Consider the following 17,960-nt stretch of genomic DNA (forward strand, 5'->3'; position numbering starts at 1 on the left):
ATCATTAATATGAAAAGAATAACTTTATGTGTAGGCCTTTCGCTGCTTACATTTCTATCTTGTGCCAATGAGTCATCGGCAACTACTACAATGCCTGACGTTTCGAAGCCGGAAGCAGTGCAAAAATTCAATTTAGCCATCAAAAAAGTAGCGATGGAAAAGGAACCAGCCCCTGCAACTCCAAGAACGTCTGCTGAACTGAGTGATTATAAAAAAGAAATGCTCTTACCAGCTGCAAAAGACCTCATCGCTTCATCAGGAGTTTCTTATTCTGAGATCGAAAGACAAACAGGAGGTGACAAGGAAAAAATCCTTAAATGGGCTGTAGAGGTCTATGGAGATTACAACAAGCAAACTAATAAAAACTACAAATCTGAAAACTAAGACTATGAAAAAATTACTTTTATTAGCGTCATTTGCTGTTTCATTCTGCGCTTCAGCACAAGATCTTTATATCCAAAACTACACCAATACGATTCTTGAATATACGATTTGGAAAGATAATCAAACCAATGTTGGAGGAGGCTGTCAACCAAATCTCGAATCAAGAGACAGCACAACAGGTTTAAGCATTCTTGGCCCAACTATTTCAGCTACAATGCCAAGAGAAGCATATTATCTAGAAGATCTAACAACTACAATGACTTTCAGTTCTGCTTATCCAGATACTCCGTTAATCGACCATTGGATATTGAACGCTGATTTTGCAAATCCACTCGTTCCACCCAATCCTTCACTAGTCGCACCAAGTTTGGCTTCTCAATGGTCGGGTATAAAATTTGGGGTAAAAGATCTATCAGGAACAGCAATAGGTGGATACTATACTATGGCAAAATTTTGTGGACAGCCTATAATTTCCGATCTATCGGCTTATACAAATCCAGCAGTGAATGGCACCCTTTTTACAGCCGGAGGAGCAACATGGATTGTAATATATTAGTATTAATTTAAAACTAAATTCAGATAAAGCCCTCAACAACAAACCTTTTGAGCGCTTCCCTTGTTTTAATTACGACTTCACATTCCAAAAAACAAACTAATAAAAATGAAAAAGACAATTTTACTATTAAGTATTTCGCTGCTTACATTTCTATCTTGTGCCAATGAGTCATCGGCAACTACTACAATGCCTGACGTTTCGAAGCCGGAAGCAGTGCAAAAATTCAATTTAGCCATCAAAAAAGTAGCGATGGAAAAGGAACCTGCCCCTACAACACCAAGAACCTCTGCTGAATTGAGTGATTATAAAAAAGAAATGCTTTTACCTGCTGCAAAAGACCTCATCGCTTCGTCTGGAGTTTCTTATTCTGAAATCGAAAGACAAACAGGAGGTGACAAGGAAAAAATCCTTAAATGGGCTGTAGAAGTCTATGGAGATTACAACAAGCAAACCAATAAAAACTACAAATCTGAAAACTAGAATTATGAAAAAATTACTTTTATTGGCAACATTTGCTATTTCTTTCTGCGCTTCAGCACAGGATCTCTATATTCAGAATTATACGGATACAGTTATACAATATGTCGTATGGAGATTAAACCCTTTGAATACATCTGGAAACTGTATTAGTCCTTACCTTCAGTCTTCAAGTTCTGTCACAGGATTGTCAACATTAACCTACTCTACTTCGCCTGGAGCAGTATCTGTTGATGCATTTTACAGCGGAGACATTAATACTTCAAATACATTTAATCCTTTTTATCCTCAAACTCCTTTAATTGATACTTGGACCTTAGACAGCAACTATTCTAGTCCATACACTCTTCCTTCCAATCCTGTTCCTGCAGCAGCTATTTCAGGGTCGAAATGGGGAGGTATAAAACTAGGCGTTCAGGATCAGTCGGGAAACAATATCGGAGGATATTATTCTATGGGATATTTTTGCGGATCACCAACAGCTGTTGCCGGATTTAGCGGGGTTATCAATGGTACTTTTTTTGAAGCCGGAGGAGCAACCTGGATGGTACTCTATTAATAATCACTTTATATAATTAGTTTAAACACTATCAATTAAATTTTAACAACAATTTAACCATGAAAAAAACAATTTTACTTTTAAGTATTTCAATGCTTACAATTCTATCTTGCGCCAACGAGTCATCGGCAACCACCACAATGCCTGATGTCTCGAAGCCAGAAGCTGTGCAAAAATTCAATTTAGCAATCAAAAAAGTCGCGATGGAAAAGGAACCTGCTCCAGCAACGCCAAGAACGTCTGCTGAATTAAGTGATTACAAAAAAGAAATGCTTTTACCTGCCGCAAAAGACCTCATCGCTTCAACTGGAGTTTCTTATTCTGAAATTGAAAGACAAACAGGAGGCGATAAAGAAAAAATCCTTAAATGGGCTGTAGAAGTCTATGGAGATTACAACAAGCAAACTAACAAAAACTACAAATCTGAAAACTAAAATCATGAAAAAACTACTATTATTAACAGCATTCATTGCTTCATATTGTATTTCTGCTCAAACAACCCCTCCTCCAATTTATATCCAGAACTATACTCCTAATTATGTAGAGTATAACTTGCTAAAATCTAATTTAGGGAGTTCAACAACAGGGTGTACTCCTAATTTGGAGGCGAGAGACGTCACAAATAATTTATTAAAGTTAGGATATACTAATGATCCTTCGGTTTCAATAGATGCAAGTTATGATGGGAATGTAAATAATACTTTCGCATTTAACGCAGCGTATCCATCAACCCCTCAGGTAGGCAGATGGATCGTTAACAACAATTTTGCAGCTCCATATTACGCTCCGTCAGGCGTTCTCAATGTTTTCAGTAACGTGACAACTTGGACAGGTATTAAGTTCGGAGTACAGGATCAATCCGGAGTAAATGTTGGCGGATACTATTTTCTGGGACAATTTTGTGGAAGTACAACTGTATTTTCAAATTTAGCGGGTAACTTAATTCCTCCATCTATGACAGATGCCGTCCTTTTTACAGTAGGAGGAGCAACTTGGGTTGTTATTTATTAATCATTTAATTCAAAACAATTATCATGAAATTAAGAAAAACAATTTTACTTTTAAGTATTCCGATGCTCACTATTTTGTCTTGCGCTAATGAGAATATGGCGACAAATACAACTCCGGATATCTCAAAGCCCGAAGCGGTACAAAAATTCAATTTAGCTATTAAAAAAGTAGCAATGGAGAAAGAACCTGCTCCCGCAACTCCAAGAACCTCTGCTGAATTAAGCGATTATAAAAAAGAAATGCTTCTTCCGGCTGCAAAAGACCTTATTGCTTCATCTGGAGTTTCGTATGCTGAAATTGAAAAACAAACACGCGGAGACAAGGAAAAAATTCTTAAATGGGCTGTTCAAGTTTACGGCGAATACAACAAGCAAACTAATAAAAACTATAAATCTGAAAATTAAAATCTTATGAAAAAACTTTTTTTATTGACAGCATTTATTGCTTCATTTTTCGCCTCGGCGCAGGACGATCTTTATATCCAAAACTATACAGATACCATTCTTGAATATACGATTTGGAAATCAAATTACGCAAGTACAACAGGAAACTGTAGTCCCAATATTCAGGCGAACACTTCACTATCGGTACTAGGACCTGCGTCTTCATCGCCATTAGGTGTTATTGAAGCTTACTATACTGCAGATGTTAATACTGCAGACACATTTAATCCTACCTATCCCGATACCCCTTTAATTAATAGCTGGGTGGTGAACGCTGATTATTTAAATCCATATAATCTTCCCGGAAACCCGGTTCCATCATCACTTTGGACGGCTGCAAAATGGGCAGGCATGAAATTCGGGGTTAGAGATACTTCGGGAGTAGCAATAGGCGGTTATTATACAATGCGTATGGGTTGTGGTCCATTAGACCCCCCGGTAACCGATCTTTTAGGTTATGGCACTCCAGTTGTTAACGGTAACCTATTTACTGTTGGAGGTTCAACTTTTATCGTAATATTTTAGTAATTTAATATCAACACAGATAAAATTCCCGGGGCGAGATGCTTCGGGAATTATTTTTATATCAATGTTTAAATGAATTTTAATCTTACAATCCAACTACAAATCCAATATTAGGAACTAAACCACTAGAAAATATACTTGAATTCTCTTTCCAGAGAACATTATACATTACCCCAATCTGCATAAAAGAATTATTCCCGATTCTTTGCATATACCCTCCTCCGAGATACAAAGCATCTTCCTGTTCATTCATTTTATAATCGTAATATTTATCTTTATAATTGATAAAATAATGCTGATAATTAGCACTTAAATAAAACGTTCTGGCAATATAATAATTCAAAAACGGGCCAACTCCGAACATGGTTGAGCGATAATAATCTGAAGTCTGCCAGGAAACACTTCCAATGACTCCTCCTTCCAAATCATCAGTAAGCCTGTAACCTACTCTTGGTGAAGCCTGTAAATAAAACAAACTTTGGCTTCCAAAACCAACTCCAATTCCGCCTCCGAAAGTCCATTTGTTATTATTTTGTTCTGTTGTGCCTACCGAAACCTGAGAAAATGCCGATCCTGAAAGCATCAACACTAAAGGAATAATAAACTTTTTCATATAAATTGTTTTTATCGATGTTTAAAATTATGGTTTTTTTACGAATTTTTTTAGTTGTATTTTTGCCGCATCAAACTAAGAACTCCCGTTAAGAGTTTCGTAAAATTGAAATAAAATGAAAATAGTAGTAGGATTATCTGGAGGTGTAGACTCCAGTGTTACAGCATATTTGCTGCAGCAACAAGGTCACGAGGTCGTGGCTTTGTTTATGAGAAACTGGAACGACGCTTCCGTGACGTTAGAAGATGAATGCCCTTGGATAGAGGACAGTAATGATGCGTTGATGGTTGCCCAGAAGTTGGGAATTCCGTTTCAGGTGATTGATATGAGCGATCTTTACAAAGAAAGAATCGTTGATTATATGTTTGACGAATATCAGAAAGGAAGAACTCCAAATCCTGATGTTTTGTGCAACAGAGAAGTAAAATTTGATGTTTTTATGAAAACAGCGATGTCTTTAGGTGCAGATAAAGTAGCGACAGGACATTATGCAAGAGTAGATTCTACTTTTGATGAGAACGGAAAAGAGATTTTTCATCTTTTAGCTGGAAAAGACAATAATAAAGATCAGTCATACTTTTTATGTCAATTGAATCAGGATCAATTGTCTAAAGCGTTATTTCCTATCGGAGAATTAACGAAACCTGAAGTAAGAGAAATTGCAAAAGAAATCGGATTGGTTACGGCTGATAAAAAAGATTCGCAAGGATTATGTTTTATCGGAAAAGTAAGTCTTCCTCAGTTTTTACAACAACAATTGGTTGCGAAAGAAGGTGAAATTGTAGAAATTTTCAAAGATTCTCCTTTGTTTTCTCAGGAAACGCCGGAATTTTCTTCAAAAGAAGAAGAGTTAGAATTTTTAAGTCAAAAAATCAATTATAAAAAAGCGGACGGAAAAGTGATCGGAAAGCATCAAGGTGCCCAATTTTTCACGATCGGTCAAAGCAAAGGATTAGGAATCGGCGGACATAAAGAAAGCTGTTTTATTGTATCCAGAGATATGGAAAACAATATTATTTTCGTTGGAGAAGGTCACAGCTTCCCAGGTTTGCATAAAAAAGCCTTGAAAGTTGATAATTCTGAACTTCACTGGGTTCGCGAAGATCTAAGGCTGAAAAATGGAGAATCAATGGAAGTAATGGCGAGATTCCGTTACAGACAGACTTTGCAGAAAGCAACGATCTTCCAATTTAAAAATGCCTTTTATATGGAATTTGAAGATCCACAATCTGCCATCGCAGAAGGACAATTTGCCTCGTGGTATCTTGATGATGAACTTATCGGAAGCGGAGTAATTGCTTAAACTAAATATTAAAAGACCTTTTCAGGTCTTTTTTTATGCTTGATATTTTCTTAAAACTATTTCCCAATAATTTCCTTTCTATGAGCAATTCCCCAGTCTGTTAAATTATTAATGATTGTCTGCAATGTTTTGCCGTGTTTGGTCAATTCATATTGTACCGTTACAGGTTGAGTATTCAAAACTGTACGGTTTATCAGTTTATTGATTTCCAATTCTTTCAATTCTTTACTCAGCATCTTGTTGGAAATTCCAACCACATCATTCAGAATATCAGAAAATCGTCTTTTATTGTAATAGCAGATAGAGGAGATAATAGATATTTTCCATTTCCCGCTCAGCACATCCATCGAATCCTGAACGGCCATCATCTCCTTTTTATGAAGTTCTTTTTCAAGAGGTTTACATTCCATAAGGTTACATTGTTACTTAGAGGTTACTGTTACTTTTAGTTACAAAGTTACTAAAATAAATTTCAATGTGGTAATTTTGCTCCTAAGTTTTTAAACAACAAAAACAATGAGTAAATTAAAAAATAAAGTAGCTGTAGTTACAGGTGCTTCAAAAGGAATAGGTGCTTCAATCGCAAAATATTTTGCAGCAGAAGGCGCAAAAGTTGTCGTTAATTATGCCTCAAGTAAAGCTGACGCAGATAAAGTGGTAACCGAAATCAACAACTCTGGTGGAACTGCAATTGCCGTACAAGGCGATGTGTCGAAAGAAACAGATGTCATCAGACTTTTTGATGAAACAAAAAATGCTTTCGGTACATTGGATGTTTTGGTAAATAATGCCGGAATTTATAACTATGAACCTATCGAACAGGTATCGGCAGAAACATTTCATCAGCAATTCAACATCAATGTTTTAGGTTCTATTTTTGCGATTCAGTCGGCATTAAAACTATTTGGTGAAAAAGGCGGAAATATCATCAATATCAGTTCAGGCGCAAGCAGATCTCCGTTGCCTACAGGCTCAGTATATTCTGCAACAAAGACAGCATTAGATGCTTTTACCGTTGCTTTATCAAAAGAATTTGCAGGCAGAAATATCCGAATCAATTCTATTTTGCCGGGTATCGTAGAAACAGAAGGTTCTCATACTGCCGGATTCATCGGTAGCGAAGCCGAAACTAAGTTTGTATCCAACACACCACTCGGGCGCACGGGACAGCCGGAAGACATTGCAAAAGCTGCCGTATTTATTGCTTCTGATGATGCAGGATGGATTACGGGTGAACAAATTGCCGTTTCAGGTGGAATTTTTGGTTTTTAATAATTGAAAAAATGGACAGATTAAAAAATAAAGTAGCCGTCATTACCGGCGGTAACAGCGGTATCGGATTTGGTATTGCAGAATCATTCAAAAATGAAGGGGCGGTTGGTACAATTACGGGTAGAAATGAGACAACCTTAAACAGTTCTGTAGAAGCTTTAGGTTCAGAATTTATCGGAATTAAAGGAGATGTCACCAATCTTGATGATCTGGAAAATGTCTTTAAGAAAACATCCGAAAAATTTGGAAAAATTGACCTCTTGGTAGTGAATGCAGGAGGTATTGTTGACGGCGTTCCGTTGGGAAGTATTGAAGATGTAACAGAAAAAAGTTATGATCAATACATGGACTTAAACCTGAAAAGCGCCTACTTTTCCGTTCAAAAAGCACTTCCTTATCTTAATGAAGGAGCTTCAATCATTCTTATCGGATCAAGTGCTGCTCATCGTGCCGCACCGGGAATGGCCATTTATGGAGCTGCTAAAGCCGCTATCATATCATTAGCAAAAGGTTTGTCATTAGATTTACTGCCGAAGAAAATTAGAGTGAATGCCCTTTCACCAGGTTCTATTGACACCCCGGTTTTCGGAAAAATTGTCCCGGAAGAACAATTGGAAGCGGTAAAACAGTTATGGATAGACATTACTCCGGTTGGCAGACAGGGATTGCCATCGGACATTGGAAATGCTGCCGTGTTTTTAGCATCAGATGAATCAACTTTTGTTGTTGGAACCGAAATCCTTGCAGATGGAGGGCTTACCAATATCAGTCTGATGAAATAATTTGAATGAAGATAATTTTGTAATTAATTTTTTTCTGTAACATATTTCAAATTGTTGTACTTACTTGATAAATAACAATTAAAAATATTAATCATGAAAACTTCATTAAAAAACCAGTACGCTCAAGCAAATCAAGTATTAATCGGAATTGTATCTGCCGTTTTTGGATATAATCTTTACCAAGCGATCGTGCATCCCGAAAAATCACACTTGCTATTAAGCATTCTTCTGTTAGGAATTACTTACTACATGTGTAAAGAATACGGTTATAAAACAGCCAAAGAGACGGAAGAAAAGTAAATTTCCAGATAAATTATAAGAAGCCCGAAGCAGTTTGTTTCGGGTTTATTTTTTTGAAATAATTCAAAAATAATTATTTAATCTTTTGCTTTAATTCAGATAAATTAAGAAACAACATAACAATAACTTCTAAAATTAAAATCATAATTAAAAAACCTACAGGTTTTCCTAAAAAAATTCCTCTAAGTAATTTTACAATTCCCAAAACTAAAATCGAAATCATGAAGTAAAATGTAGTTTTAGAAACTGTTTCTTTTAATGATTTTAAAAGGAAAACTGAAGCATAAAATCCAAGCAAAAGAATCAAATAGAATTTCAGGAAATCCGGGCCTTTTAAGGAAATCGGATTAAAGGTATTTTTGTTTGCAATAAGCCAAATTAAGCTTACGATAAACGGAACTGTGTAAATGATTATCTTTTTCATCGTTAACCTTTTTTGATTATCCTCCGCAACCACCACATCCTCCGCCACAACCGCCACAACCGCCACCGCTACAACTTCCACCACCGCCACTGCAACCGCCACTGTCAGCATTACTGTTACCATTTTTATCCTGATCTTTTGGAGTATTTGCCTCTAAAACCGTTGAGGCCAAACTTATAAAAAGAAAAAAGATTATAATCACTGCAACAAAGATTGTCAGTGTATTAAGCGTATTGTCGGAGCAGGAATAAACCATCAATAAAAGACCAATTAAAGTGGCAATCCTCAGTCCTTTGAACCATGATTTTTTATGCTGAGGTTTTTTAATTGTATTACTCCAGATATCTTCTGGTGCGTCTTGGTTAAAAATTTCTTTGTAGTTTTTTAAAGTATCTGAAAACCAGTTCTGATGTTTATCTTTTTCTATAAAACCTCCTTTTGATGGATGATGATGGAGTTTTCTTTTCAGAATATCCGGACAAAATTCTTCCCAATAATTTTGAGTGTAAATAAGATGCATGTGCCAAACCTTATCTACAATTTCGCTTGGTGAAGCGCCATTTGGTAGAACACAGCAGAGATAAACGAATTTTTTATACTCTTCTATCGCTTTTTTAGTAAAATCTACACTCCAGTTTTCTTCTTTTGCTAATTTTTTTGAGAAAGGAAAATCAACATTGGGAGCATCTAACGAAAAGTTCTGAAGTCTGTTCCAGAGAGAATCGTTCTGTAATAACATTTTTGTTTCCATTGTTTTAACTTTTATTTTCTACTCAAATTTGGATGGATTAAAAAATATAAAAGTCTTACAATAATCTTTTTTAGTTGTAAAAAAATCTTAAATTAGTCTTATAAAATTAAAATAAACAAATGAAAAAAGAAGATATCTTACACCTTGAGAAATTAATGAATTTCTTAAGTCTCCATTTTTTAAAGAAAAATAATTGGGAAGATGTCACAAAAACCGAGTGGTCATACATTGTTGCAGAACTTAATGATTTAATTGTCAATGACAACACAGAAAAAAGCATAAAGAAAGAACCGGAATTGCTAGGTTCAAACTACCTTTATGAACATTTGATAATCAACAAACTAAAGAAATATTATCAAAATGAAAATGCAGTTTTAAGCAAACCCAATTTGGCAAAATTAAGCCTTATTGTTAAGGTGTTGGGATATTCAAATTACATAGATTTTATTAATTCAAATACAGAAGCATTTAATTTTAATGATCTGAGAATCAATATGAATAACGCCAAGCAAAACACCGTTCTTTTGGATCGTTTGGTAGGCTGTTGGTATTCTTACAACAGAAATCTTCCGGAAAACATTTTACAGGCAAAAGACGACCGAATCTGGCGCTCTGCAATGGAAATCTACAAATCCGAAACCTCTGGCGAATATTTTATAGAAAGAAGCGGTGTCTTTGGCTAAAAATTAACCTACTAACCAGTCTTTAAAATCTTTCACACGATCACGGCTTACCGTAATTTCTTCCTGAGGTTGAAACTCCAATTCTACTTTATAGTTTGGGGAAGTGTGAATATTTTTAATGTAATCTGAGCTAATAATGAATTGCCTGTTTGCACGGAAAAATTTCTTTTCATCCAGCACATCTTCCAGTTCATCCAAAGTAAAATCTGAAGGATAAGTTCTGTCTTCTGTTTGCAGATAAACGATCTTATTTTCACTGAAAAAACAACTTATTTCGCTTGTCTGAACGATCTTCAAATTATACCCAATCTTAACCAAAACTCTGGAAAGTGTAGTCTTATCTTTCTTAATTAACTGCTTAATTTCCTGAGAAGTAACCGAATTTCCTGATGGAAGAAATGATTTGAATTTTTCAATAGCTCCGGCAAGATCTTCTTCTAAAATTGGTTTTAAAAGATAATCGATGCTATTCAGTTTAAAGGCTTTCAATGTATACTGATCAAATGCTGTCGTGTAGATGATAAATCCTTTTGTAGGAACTTTTTCAAAAATATCAAACGATAAACCGTCACCCAAAACGATGTCTGAAAAGATAAGTTGCGGATGCTCATTTTCAGAGAACCATTTTACTCCGTCTTCCACAGATTCAATACTAGCAACAACCTGTAATTCAGGAAACAAACTCAACATTCTTTCTATCTTTCTTGCTGCAGGTTTTTCGTCTTCGATAATGACAGTTTTGATCATTGATTTTTAGTTTTTTAATTTGGAATTAAAATTAAATAAAAGTTCTCAGGTATTAAAAGTTTATTGGTTCTTTTGATTTTCTAATCTCCTTTTCCATCACTTCTTTTTCCCATTCAGAATCAAAAATAAATAATTTTACCGCTTTTACCGTTAAAATAATTCCCCAGATTCCTAAAATAATTGAGCCGTCGAAAAGTGAGAAATCAAATGTTCCTTTTTCAAAAATATCGTCTAAGAAAACGAATCCTGTAATGATTGCGAACCAAAATATACCTTTATAGAATTTTTTAAGTTCTTTTACTCTTTGCTCTGCTTGATTATAATTCATGATATTGATTTTTAAATGATTATTATTTATTTATTAAAGTGTTTTTACGTTTTTTCTTTCTTCATCCATCAATTCCTTGATCTTTTTTTCTTCCCAGTTTTTTCCGATCCCGAAGACGTTGATTCCGTGTGCTGCAAGACCCATTCCCCATCCTAGCATCGGCCAGTAAAACCATAAATGATCAGGAGAAGTTAAAAGGTTAAGAACCAATAAAAAAGGAATTACAAGACAATAAGAAGTAAGATTTCCATAGAATCCTTTTAATTCTTTTACTCTTCTTTCTGCTTTTCTATAAGCTCGGTTCTCTTTGTTTTCGAAAGTTTCCATATGATGTTAATTTTAATTGTTTTGTTTGTTTTTGTTGATTCAAATTTAGGTCAATAAAGAGCTTCCAATCAACTTTATGTTACCGAGCGGTAGAAAATGGATACTGAAATGTAAAAATGTTTGATTAATGGAAATGAGATTTTTTAATTCCCGCAGATTTCACAGATTTACGCAGATGATTGGGTGTAATTTTCTGCTTAATTAAATTGGTTTATATAAAAATGCTTCGACTTCGCTCAGCATGACATTTCTAATACTAACTGCTCTAATTTAATAGTACATTTTTAGCAATGTCATGCTGAGCGAAGTCGAAGCATCCGCAATAAATTTCAACTAATAAATAAACGGAATCAGTTTCTTAGTACTTTTCTTATACTCCAGATACTCGTTTCCAAATTGTTGAATCAAAGCATTTTCTTCGGTTTTTATTCTATCAATAATCATTAAAAACATGGGTAAAAAGGCAACAATTAATGAGAGCCAATTATTTAAAAACAACCCGGAACCAATTAATCCCAACAAAACTCCGGTATAAGAAGGATGTCTTACAAATCTGTAAAATCCTTGTTTTATGAGTTTATGATCATTTTTAATGGCGAGTTCTACGGTGAAATATTTTCCTAGAAACCGAATGACGGAAAGTCTTAAAAATACTCCTAAAATAAGTAATCCGATTCCTAAAAATAGAATCCCTTCTGTTCTTAAAATGGTGAAATCTGTAAACTTTGCAATCAACATCGGACAGAAAAAGCAGAAAGTAAATAATATCCAGATCTTTGTGAGATTCACTTTATTTTTTACTTTTTTGTCGTCTTTTCCTGCTTTTAATTTTAAGGAATAATAAATTTCATTGACGAACCAAAAGAGCATTAATGCAAAATAGATAACGTACAGAGTTTTCATAATTATTTTGTTTTTGGTGATTAGTTTCGTGAAATAAAAAAAGCACAATAAAAATTGTGCTGTATAAAAATAGTGAAATTAATGTTTCTCCTTGTCCATGAGTTCTTTTATTTTTTTCTCTTCCCAGTTGTTTCCGAGTAAAAATCCGGGTAAAAAAACACTCATTCCGTAGCCGACAACTCCGATTCCCCAGAATATTGGGAGAGAGAAATATTTAAGGCTCCAAATGGTTTGTCCGGGTTCTAATTCTCTGTAATTTAGAAATAAAATAAAAATATTCACCGCAAAATAAATGAAAGTGAAAACGTAAAAATTCTTTATTTTTTTCACTTTTCTTTCCGCTTCCTTGTAACGAAGGTCGTTTTGATCTATATTTTCCATATTAGTAGTTTTTATCTTTTATCTTGTTTTTCTAAAATCTCTCTGATCTTTTTTTCTTCCCAGCCTTTACCGATTGCAAAAACACTCATTCCATGCGCAATAATTCCGATTCCCCAGCCTAACATTGGAAAATAAAACCAGATGTGTTTTGGATTGGTAATAAGATTTACAATGATCAAAAACGGGATAATAATACAATACGAAGTAAGGTTTCCGTAAAAACTTTTGATCTCTTTTACTCTTTTTTTGGCTCTTTCGTAAGCCTTGTCATTATCTTCAACTTTTATACTCGTTTCGTTAGGTTTAGCTAATAATATCGGAAGTTTTACTTTAAAATAATCTTCGGATTTTTCGATATAAACATTCTTTTTTGTCAGCAGAGAATAACGCTGAACAATATTCGACAATCCGATTCCTGCGCTCTCTTTCATCTGCTCGCGTACCTGAAGATTATTTTCAATACAAAGCGTATCATTTTCAGAAAAAACCTTAATAATTAATGGTTTTGAAGAAGTCGCAAAATTATGTTTGATACAGTTCTCCAACAGCAATTGCAGCGAAAGCGGAACAACAAATCTTCTGTAATCTTCTTTATTGACATCAAAAACAAAATCTACGCTGTCTTCAAATCTGGTTTTTAAGAGATCGCAATAGGTTTTTGCAAATTCTATTTCGTCTTCAACCGTAACTAATTCTTTATCTTTCTGTTCTAAAACGTATCTGTAAATCTTTGACATTGAAGCAGTAAACTTCTGCGCCTGTCTTGGATTTTCATCAATTAATGAACTTAAAACATTTAATGAATTAAAAAGGAAATGCGGATCCAGTTGGTTTTTTAAGCTTTCAAATTGTGCATTGGCAGATTTTGCAATCAGCTTCTGCTCCACAACCTCTTTTTTAGATGTTTTTTTGAGTTCTTCCATGAAACCTCTCGCATGAAGAAAAGCGGAGATCAGCAAGGCAACATTTATCGTAAACCAATTGATGAAATTATATCTTCCTGAAAAATATTCTGCCGTATTTACCGCTTTTTGAATAAGTACAAAATTCACATAATTGCAGAAATAGACTAAAATAATATTCGCAATAAGAATCGAAACAATGCTTATGGCCGCCCTTTTTGTTGTAGCCTCAGACCAAGGAAATTTTTTATTAAGAAAATCATTAATCAAGCCATTTCCTGCACCTAAAACGAACGAATACATGAAAGATATCAATACGGTCAGTAAAAAATTTTCAACGTTTTTTTCATCTGTAAAAAAGATAAAGAAGAACATTGAGGTAACCAATGATATCCAAAGTAAGGTGATAAGATTTTTGCGTTTCATGATTGAATTTCTTAGGTCAAAATTAGTTTTAATTAAAGGTATTAAAAATTATTTCTCACCGAACCGTCATTTTCAATAACTGAACTGCACAAAAAAACCTTCCATGATCTGGAAGGTTTATAATATTGTAAGTTTTTTTTATTTCTTAGCACCTTGGCTGATGAAATACTGAGCCTCTCCTTTTCCCCAGTTTGGATCTAATGCAGATTTCGGTTTGAAAGCATTAAATTTCTCCAAAGCCTGTTTGAAAAGCTCAATTCCCTTTGTTTTGCTTCCTCCATATTGCTCAGGAGTAAAATACATGTCCTCAGCTTTGATCAAAGCAATTCTTGGGTTGGTTGGATCTAGCTGTTCAGCAGTTTTAAGCTCTTCTGCAGCCTTCACACCGTCTGTCATATATCTTTGTTGAGGATTCTCCATCATTCTTAAAGAATATGCCATTTTTTTCAATAAATGGATCTCAGAATTGTCTTTCCCAGCAATACTTTCAGCTTGCATCAAATATTTTTCAGCAGCTCCTGAATACGTTAATAATTCATCTTTTTTACCTGCGTTCATCTGCGCTCTCCCTTTTTGGATATAAGAATAAGCAATGTAGTAAACCGGCAACCATTGGTTTTGGTCTATTCTAGATATTCTTTCGAAATCATTGGCCAACGTCTGAAAATCTTCCGCCGATTTCACTGTTTCCAGCTTAGCAACTTTTTCAGTCATTGATTTTTCGTAAGCTGTCTGACCAAATGCCGTTAAGCCCATAAAAGCTAAAGCAAAACTTAATAGATATTTCTTCATTATTTCTAATTTTTGAGGTTAGTTTATATTTTATTCAAAGATATGTATTTAATCAATATAATTAAATCATTAAAAATACAGATTGTTTAGATTTTTACAAATTATTATTAATCGCATCCTGAGTTTTATCAACTCCAAAGCTTATAAATGCGCCAATAAAGATAAAAGTATTCACCGGAGGAACTACTGCAGAACTTCTTGATCCGTCTGACGAAAAGTTATATCCGTAGACATTTTTTGATCCTAAAACGTTTGAAACACTCAATACAAAAACAGTGAATGCTTTGGCGTCTTTTTTTCCAAGGTTCGGAAGATAATTAAAACTTAAATTAAGTGCATTATAATCCTTCAATCTTCCTTCATTTCTTGTATAATTAATCGTCTCGCCGTTCACATCCTTCGTTGCAAAATCATAATAAGGTCGCCCTTTTGCGTATGTATAAGAAAGATTAACTCCTAATTTCCACTTTGGAATAAATCTCTTCGCAACCGCAGAAAGTGTGTGTTCTGATGCGAAGTTTGGCTTTAAGCTTATCGGATAATTCATAAAATCTCTTTTTGAATCGAGGAACGAATAACTGATCCAATAATCAATATTGTCGAATGTTTTTTTATCTCTCCAAAACAGCTCCAATCCTTTTGCATAACCGAATCCGTTGTTGTTATCTGCTGTTTGAACGGGTTGATTTTGATTATTATTAAATCCAAGGTTTGAAACTTTAATCAGTTGATCATATTTCTTGTAAAAAGCCTCAAATCTTAAACTTCTGCCATCCGTCGTTCTCTGAACCTGCAAAATATAATGTTGAGATTTTTGAAAATCAAGATTTGCGGGACCGTTAATGTATTTACTTTCAGGATTTTGATAGAACAATCCGTACGCGAAAGAGGTTGTCCAGTATTTAGCCAAACGATACGCCAGTGCGATACGCGGTGCAAAATTCGTTTTGCCGAGGAAAGATGAATTTTCTGCCCTCACTCCTATTTTCGCTGACAATTGATTGCTGAAACCTAAATCTGTTTCAACAAAAACGGATGAAATAAGGTCTTTATAATGTTTATTTATTTCTTCAAAAGAGAGTTTTTCGTCGGTGCTGTTTAATTCAAAACCTCCTCTTAAGGCGCTGATCTTGTTTATTTTTCTTTCTAAAACGGCTTTTAGATTGATGTAATTTCCGTCTGTGAGCAACCTCATCTTATCAGCTTCAATTTCATTATATTCTGTTGAAAAATTAAGATCCGTTCTGTTGAATGAATAAGAAGTTCCTGCATTTAAAAGATATCTCCCGAATTTTTGCTTGAAAGATAAATTATGATAAGTGTTTTTCCCTTTCAATTTAATTAAAGAAAACTGATTATCAGCTTCTAAGCTTTCTGTTTTTACGCCCATACTGTTGGTGTCGTACATTCCGTAATATTTGAAAAATCCACCAGATTTTGTTTTGATTCTGAAGTTGGCATCAGCATTTACGCCTTGAGGTGCATCAATAAAATCTGTATTAAAATTCAGAACTTCCTGCATCAGATTTAAATTTGAATATCCCAAAGTTGCTCCGTATGAATGATTTTTATCTTCACCCAATTTTTGGAATCCCGCACTTAAAAAAATCGGAGAAATCCCAAAATCATAAGAACTCTGATCCGGAAGATCAACACTTTCCAGCATTAAGGCACCGGAAAGAGCCTGCCCATACAACGCAGAATATCCTCCGCTCGAAAACACATTTCCTTTAAAAAGAGAGGTGTTAAAACGATCTCTTCCTGCAATTCCCGGAACTGAACTGGAGAAATAGTTATTAATTAAACTTCCATCCATAAAAATTTTAGATTCTGTTCCTGTGCCTCCTCGGATGAACAATCCTTCTGTTTCGCCTACTTTCTGAACGCCTGGAAGATAATTTAAGGCCGATGAAATCTGCCCGTCTGCTCCTGCTGTCGTATAAATATCAATTGGCGTTAATAAAGCGGTTGCTCTTTTCTTGTCGCTCGCCTCGATTGAGCCTGCAGAAACCACCACAGCATCGATTTCGTTGATTTGTTCCTTCAACTCTGCATTTACTGAAACATCCTGATTATCAATAACAATCGGTTTTTCAACATCATTATATTTTGAATGGGTAAAGCTTAATATCTGATTCCCTTTTTCAGAAGTTTCAAATGTAAAATTACCGTTTGCATCTGTAGTTGCTCCATCGTAAGTGTTTTTAAGTGTGACATTTACATCACTTACTCCTTTATTTCGAAAGGTCACTTTTCCTGAAACCTTTATCTGAGAATAACTCAAGATAAATGAGAAAAAGGTGATGAGAAATAATAATTTTTGTCCCTGTGTTTTCATTGGTCTTAATTTGATTCCAAAATTAATCTGAAAATTTAGATCTGCTAATTTTTTCTTTCCGAACGGTAAAATTTACAGACTGAATTGTAAAAACAGCCTATTTAACATAAAAAAGGGTAAGATTATAAAGCTTTCTAAAAAATGTTCCTAAATTTATATAATTATAAATCACTATAAAAATCATTTAAAATGAAGGTACAAACATTAGCATTATTGGCAGGCTGTACATTATTTGCTGTTTCTTGCGGAACGGTAAAAACGTATTCAGTAAACGCCAAAAGCGGAACACAGACGGGAGGAACTGCAAAGTTTACTCAAAAAGGAAATGAAGTTGTAATGAAGCTTGATGTCACGAATCTTACTCCGGGAATTCACGCGGTACATATTCATGAAAAAGCTGACTGTTCAGCAGCAGATGGAACCTCAACAGGAGGGCACTGGAATCCAGGAAAAGACGATCACGGAAAATGGGGTGCCGAGCATTTCCACATGGGAGATATCGGGAACTTAGTGGCAAATCAGGAAGGAGTGGCAACGCTGACTTTTAAAACTGATAAATGGTGCCTTGGTTGCGCGGACGAATCTAAAAACATCATCGGAAAAGGAATGATCGTTCATGCTGCGGCAGATGATTTCCATACTCAGCCTACAGGAAATGCAGGCGGAAGAGTTGGATGTGTAGAAATTAAATAATCAAATTGATTGCATAAAAAACCCCGCTAATTTTAGTTAG

26 protein-coding genes are annotated in these 17,960 nt (G+C 34.7%); 14 read left to right on the plus strand and 12 right to left on the minus strand.

Going from position 1 to position 17,960, the window contains the following annotated elements:
• Positions 1 to 9: 9 nt before the first annotated feature.
• From SB689_RS08785 to SB689_RS08820, 8 genes are all read left to right on the plus strand, one after another.
• Positions 10 to 384 (plus strand): hypothetical protein, encoded by a 375-nt coding sequence (locus SB689_RS08785; RefSeq protein ID WP_410691749.1) that lies wholly within the window; start codon positions 10 to 12, stop codon positions 382 to 384.
• A gap of 4 nt (positions 385 to 388) precedes the next feature.
• Positions 389 to 940 (plus strand): hypothetical protein, encoded by a 552-nt coding sequence (locus SB689_RS08790; protein WP_410691750.1) that lies wholly within the window; start codon positions 389 to 391, stop codon positions 938 to 940.
• 105 nt (positions 941 to 1,045) lie between these two features.
• Positions 1,046 to 1,420: a hypothetical protein gene (locus SB689_RS08795; protein ID WP_410691751.1), complete on the plus strand. Its 375-nt coding sequence runs from the start codon at positions 1,046 to 1,048 to the stop codon at positions 1,418 to 1,420.
• A 4-nt stretch (positions 1,421 to 1,424) separates the two neighbouring features.
• Positions 1,425 to 1,976 (plus strand): hypothetical protein, encoded by a 552-nt coding sequence (locus tag SB689_RS08800; RefSeq protein ID WP_410691752.1) that lies wholly within the window; start codon positions 1,425 to 1,427, stop codon positions 1,974 to 1,976.
• Positions 1,977 to 2,035: 59 nt separating this feature from the next.
• Positions 2,036 to 2,410 (plus strand): hypothetical protein, encoded by a 375-nt coding sequence (locus SB689_RS08805; RefSeq protein ID WP_410691753.1) that lies wholly within the window; start codon positions 2,036 to 2,038, stop codon positions 2,408 to 2,410.
• A gap of 4 nt (positions 2,411 to 2,414) precedes the next feature.
• Entirely contained in the window at positions 2,415 to 2,987 is a 573-nt protein-coding gene (locus SB689_RS08810) for a hypothetical protein (RefSeq protein ID WP_410691754.1), read from the plus strand.
• A gap of 23 nt (positions 2,988 to 3,010) precedes the next feature.
• Entirely contained in the window at positions 3,011 to 3,391 is a 381-nt protein-coding gene (locus SB689_RS08815; protein ID WP_410691755.1) for a hypothetical protein, read from the plus strand.
• A 6-nt stretch (positions 3,392 to 3,397) separates the two neighbouring features.
• Positions 3,398 to 3,955, plus strand: a complete 558-nt coding sequence (locus SB689_RS08820; RefSeq protein WP_410691756.1) for a hypothetical protein — start codon at positions 3,398 to 3,400, stop codon at positions 3,953 to 3,955.
• A gap of 85 nt (positions 3,956 to 4,040) precedes the next feature.
• Here SB689_RS08820 and SB689_RS08825 read toward each other — a convergent pair whose 3' ends face one another.
• Positions 4,041 to 4,568: a hypothetical protein gene (locus SB689_RS08825; protein ID WP_410691757.1), complete on the minus strand. Its 528-nt coding sequence runs from the start codon at positions 4,566 to 4,568 to the stop codon at positions 4,041 to 4,043.
• A 115-nt stretch (positions 4,569 to 4,683) separates the two neighbouring features.
• Between SB689_RS08825 and mnmA the strand changes: the two genes are divergently transcribed.
• Positions 4,684 to 5,871, plus strand: coding sequence for a tRNA 2-thiouridine(34) synthase MnmA (gene mnmA, locus SB689_RS08830; protein ID WP_410691758.1), 1,188 nt, complete (start codon positions 4,684 to 4,686; stop codon positions 5,869 to 5,871).
• 56 nt (positions 5,872 to 5,927) lie between these two features.
• On the opposite strand, the gene SB689_RS08835 is transcribed toward mnmA, so the two are convergent.
• Positions 5,928 to 6,281: a winged helix-turn-helix transcriptional regulator gene (locus SB689_RS08835; RefSeq protein ID WP_066753955.1), complete on the minus strand. Its 354-nt coding sequence runs from the start codon at positions 6,279 to 6,281 to the stop codon at positions 5,928 to 5,930.
• A 106-nt stretch (positions 6,282 to 6,387) separates the two neighbouring features.
• Here SB689_RS08835 and SB689_RS08840 point away from each other — a divergent pair, with 106 nt between their 5' ends.
• From SB689_RS08840 to SB689_RS08850, 3 genes are all read left to right on the plus strand, one after another.
• Positions 6,388 to 7,143: an SDR family NAD(P)-dependent oxidoreductase gene (locus tag SB689_RS08840; RefSeq protein ID WP_410691759.1), complete on the plus strand. Its 756-nt coding sequence runs from the start codon at positions 6,388 to 6,390 to the stop codon at positions 7,141 to 7,143.
• A gap of 11 nt (positions 7,144 to 7,154) precedes the next feature.
• Complete coding sequence (locus SB689_RS08845) at positions 7,155 to 7,925, plus strand: SDR family oxidoreductase (protein ID WP_410691760.1); 771 nt, start codon at positions 7,155 to 7,157, stop codon at positions 7,923 to 7,925.
• A gap of 93 nt (positions 7,926 to 8,018) precedes the next feature.
• On the plus strand, positions 8,019 to 8,225 hold the full coding sequence (locus SB689_RS08850; protein ID WP_410691761.1) for a hypothetical protein: 207 nt from the start codon (positions 8,019 to 8,021) through the stop codon (positions 8,223 to 8,225).
• A 73-nt stretch (positions 8,226 to 8,298) separates the two neighbouring features.
• On the opposite strand, the gene SB689_RS08855 is transcribed toward SB689_RS08850, so the two are convergent.
• Together SB689_RS08855 and SB689_RS08860 are read right to left on the minus strand one after the other, a co-directional pair.
• A complete protein-coding gene (locus tag SB689_RS08855; RefSeq protein WP_410691762.1) occupies positions 8,299 to 8,649 on the minus strand; it encodes a hypothetical protein in 351 nt (116 codons plus the stop codon).
• Between the two features lie 16 nt (positions 8,650 to 8,665).
• On the minus strand, positions 8,666 to 9,400 hold the full coding sequence (locus SB689_RS08860) for a glycine-rich domain-containing protein (protein ID WP_410691763.1): 735 nt from the start codon (positions 9,398 to 9,400) through the stop codon (positions 8,666 to 8,668).
• 119 nt (positions 9,401 to 9,519) lie between these two features.
• On the opposite strand from SB689_RS08860, the gene SB689_RS08865 reads away from it, so the two are divergent.
• Positions 9,520 to 10,083, plus strand: a complete 564-nt coding sequence (locus tag SB689_RS08865) for a hypothetical protein (protein WP_410691764.1) — start codon at positions 9,520 to 9,522, stop codon at positions 10,081 to 10,083.
• Positions 10,084 to 10,086: 3 nt separating this feature from the next.
• On the opposite strand, the gene SB689_RS08870 is transcribed toward SB689_RS08865, so the two are convergent.
• The 8 genes from SB689_RS08870 to SB689_RS08905 form a co-directional block, all read right to left on the minus strand.
• Positions 10,087 to 10,830 carry a LytR/AlgR family response regulator transcription factor gene (locus tag SB689_RS08870; RefSeq protein ID WP_410691765.1) on the minus strand — a complete coding sequence of 248 codons (744 nt, stop codon included), beginning with the start codon at positions 10,828 to 10,830 and terminating at the stop codon, positions 10,087 to 10,089.
• A 52-nt stretch (positions 10,831 to 10,882) separates the two neighbouring features.
• On the minus strand, positions 10,883 to 11,158 hold the full coding sequence (locus SB689_RS08875) for a 2TM domain-containing protein (RefSeq protein ID WP_410691766.1): 276 nt from the start codon (positions 11,156 to 11,158) through the stop codon (positions 10,883 to 10,885).
• A gap of 33 nt (positions 11,159 to 11,191) precedes the next feature.
• Positions 11,192 to 11,485, minus strand: a complete 294-nt coding sequence (locus SB689_RS08880) for a 2TM domain-containing protein (RefSeq protein ID WP_410691767.1) — start codon at positions 11,483 to 11,485, stop codon at positions 11,192 to 11,194.
• A 333-nt stretch (positions 11,486 to 11,818) separates the two neighbouring features.
• Positions 11,819 to 12,388 carry a methyltransferase family protein gene (locus tag SB689_RS08885; protein WP_410691768.1) on the minus strand — a complete coding sequence of 190 codons (570 nt, stop codon included), beginning with the start codon at positions 12,386 to 12,388 and terminating at the stop codon, positions 11,819 to 11,821.
• Positions 12,389 to 12,466: 78 nt separating this feature from the next.
• Positions 12,467 to 12,769: a 2TM domain-containing protein gene (locus SB689_RS08890; RefSeq protein WP_410691769.1), complete on the minus strand. Its 303-nt coding sequence runs from the start codon at positions 12,767 to 12,769 to the stop codon at positions 12,467 to 12,469.
• Between the two features lie 11 nt (positions 12,770 to 12,780).
• Positions 12,781 to 14,097: a 2TM domain-containing protein gene (locus SB689_RS08895; RefSeq protein ID WP_410691771.1), complete on the minus strand. Its 1,317-nt coding sequence runs from the start codon at positions 14,095 to 14,097 to the stop codon at positions 12,781 to 12,783.
• Positions 14,098 to 14,235: 138 nt separating this feature from the next.
• A complete protein-coding gene (locus tag SB689_RS08900; RefSeq protein WP_066753981.1) occupies positions 14,236 to 14,889 on the minus strand; it encodes a hypothetical protein in 654 nt (217 codons plus the stop codon).
• A gap of 94 nt (positions 14,890 to 14,983) precedes the next feature.
• Positions 14,984 to 17,227 (minus strand): TonB-dependent receptor, encoded by a 2,244-nt coding sequence (locus tag SB689_RS08905; RefSeq protein ID WP_410691772.1) that lies wholly within the window; start codon positions 17,225 to 17,227, stop codon positions 14,984 to 14,986.
• A 189-nt stretch (positions 17,228 to 17,416) separates the two neighbouring features.
• Between SB689_RS08905 and SB689_RS08910 the strand changes: the two genes are divergently transcribed.
• Positions 17,417 to 17,920: a superoxide dismutase family protein gene (locus SB689_RS08910; RefSeq protein ID WP_410691773.1), complete on the plus strand. Its 504-nt coding sequence runs from the start codon at positions 17,417 to 17,419 to the stop codon at positions 17,918 to 17,920.
• Positions 17,921 to 17,960 lie beyond the last annotated feature (40 nt).

The organism is Chryseobacterium sp. SIMBA_038 (assembly GCF_046535115.1).
Taxonomy (GTDB): Bacteria; Bacteroidota; Bacteroidia; order Flavobacteriales; family Weeksellaceae; genus Chryseobacterium.

Bases quoted from the DNA above. Each gene is read 5' to 3' on its own strand.
- SB689_RS08835 (WP_066753955.1), bottom strand. From the start codon at position 6,281: ATGGAATGTAAACCTCTTGAAAAAGAACTTCATAAAAAGGAGATGATG.
- SB689_RS08810 (WP_410691754.1), top strand. From the start codon at position 2,415: ATGAAAAAACTACTATTATTAACAGCATTCATTGCTTCATATTGTATT.
- SB689_RS08910 (WP_410691773.1), top strand. From the start codon at position 17,417: ATGAAGGTACAAACATTAGCATTATTGGCAGGCTGTACATTATTTGCT.
- SB689_RS08785 (WP_410691749.1), top strand. From the start codon at position 10: ATGAAAAGAATAACTTTATGTGTAGGCCTTTCGCTGCTTACATTTCTA.
- SB689_RS08820 (WP_410691756.1), top strand. From the start codon at position 3,398: ATGAAAAAACTTTTTTTATTGACAGCATTTATTGCTTCATTTTTCGCC.
- SB689_RS08865 (WP_410691764.1), top strand. From the start codon at position 9,520: ATGAAAAAAGAAGATATCTTACACCTTGAGAAATTAATGAATTTCTTA.
- SB689_RS08795 (WP_410691751.1), top strand. From the start codon at position 1,046: ATGAAAAAGACAATTTTACTATTAAGTATTTCGCTGCTTACATTTCTA.
- SB689_RS08890 (WP_410691769.1), bottom strand. From the start codon at position 12,769: ATGGAAAATATAGATCAAAACGACCTTCGTTACAAGGAAGCGGAAAGA.
- SB689_RS08855 (WP_410691762.1), bottom strand. From the start codon at position 8,649: ATGAAAAAGATAATCATTTACACAGTTCCGTTTATCGTAAGCTTAATT.
- SB689_RS08815 (WP_410691755.1), top strand. From the start codon at position 3,011: ATGAAATTAAGAAAAACAATTTTACTTTTAAGTATTCCGATGCTCACT.
- SB689_RS08800 (WP_410691752.1), top strand. From the start codon at position 1,425: ATGAAAAAATTACTTTTATTGGCAACATTTGCTATTTCTTTCTGCGCT.
- SB689_RS08885 (WP_410691768.1), bottom strand. From the start codon at position 12,388: ATGAAAACTCTGTACGTTATCTATTTTGCATTAATGCTCTTTTGGTTC.
- SB689_RS08860 (WP_410691763.1), bottom strand. From the start codon at position 9,400: ATGGAAACAAAAATGTTATTACAGAACGATTCTCTCTGGAACAGACTT.
- SB689_RS08880 (WP_410691767.1), bottom strand. From the start codon at position 11,485: ATGGAAACTTTCGAAAACAAAGAGAACCGAGCTTATAGAAAAGCAGAA.
- SB689_RS08790 (WP_410691750.1), top strand. From the start codon at position 389: ATGAAAAAATTACTTTTATTAGCGTCATTTGCTGTTTCATTCTGCGCT.
- SB689_RS08870 (WP_410691765.1), bottom strand. From the start codon at position 10,830: ATGATCAAAACTGTCATTATCGAAGACGAAAAACCTGCAGCAAGAAAG.
- SB689_RS08850 (WP_410691761.1), top strand. From the start codon at position 8,019: ATGAAAACTTCATTAAAAAACCAGTACGCTCAAGCAAATCAAGTATTA.
- SB689_RS08825 (WP_410691757.1), bottom strand. From the start codon at position 4,568: ATGAAAAAGTTTATTATTCCTTTAGTGTTGATGCTTTCAGGATCGGCA.
- SB689_RS08805 (WP_410691753.1), top strand. From the start codon at position 2,036: ATGAAAAAAACAATTTTACTTTTAAGTATTTCAATGCTTACAATTCTA.
- SB689_RS08845 (WP_410691760.1), top strand. From the start codon at position 7,155: ATGGACAGATTAAAAAATAAAGTAGCCGTCATTACCGGCGGTAACAGC.
- SB689_RS08895 (WP_410691771.1), bottom strand. From the start codon at position 14,097: ATGAAACGCAAAAATCTTATCACCTTACTTTGGATATCATTGGTTACC.
- SB689_RS08840 (WP_410691759.1), top strand. From the start codon at position 6,388: ATGAGTAAATTAAAAAATAAAGTAGCTGTAGTTACAGGTGCTTCAAAA.
- SB689_RS08875 (WP_410691766.1), bottom strand. From the start codon at position 11,158: ATGAATTATAATCAAGCAGAGCAAAGAGTAAAAGAACTTAAAAAATTC.
- SB689_RS08905 (WP_410691772.1), bottom strand. From the start codon at position 17,227: ATGAAAACACAGGGACAAAAATTATTATTTCTCATCACCTTTTTCTCA.
- mnmA (WP_410691758.1), top strand. From the start codon at position 4,684: ATGAAAATAGTAGTAGGATTATCTGGAGGTGTAGACTCCAGTGTTACA.
- SB689_RS08900 (WP_066753981.1), bottom strand. From the start codon at position 14,889: ATGAAGAAATATCTATTAAGTTTTGCTTTAGCTTTTATGGGCTTAACG.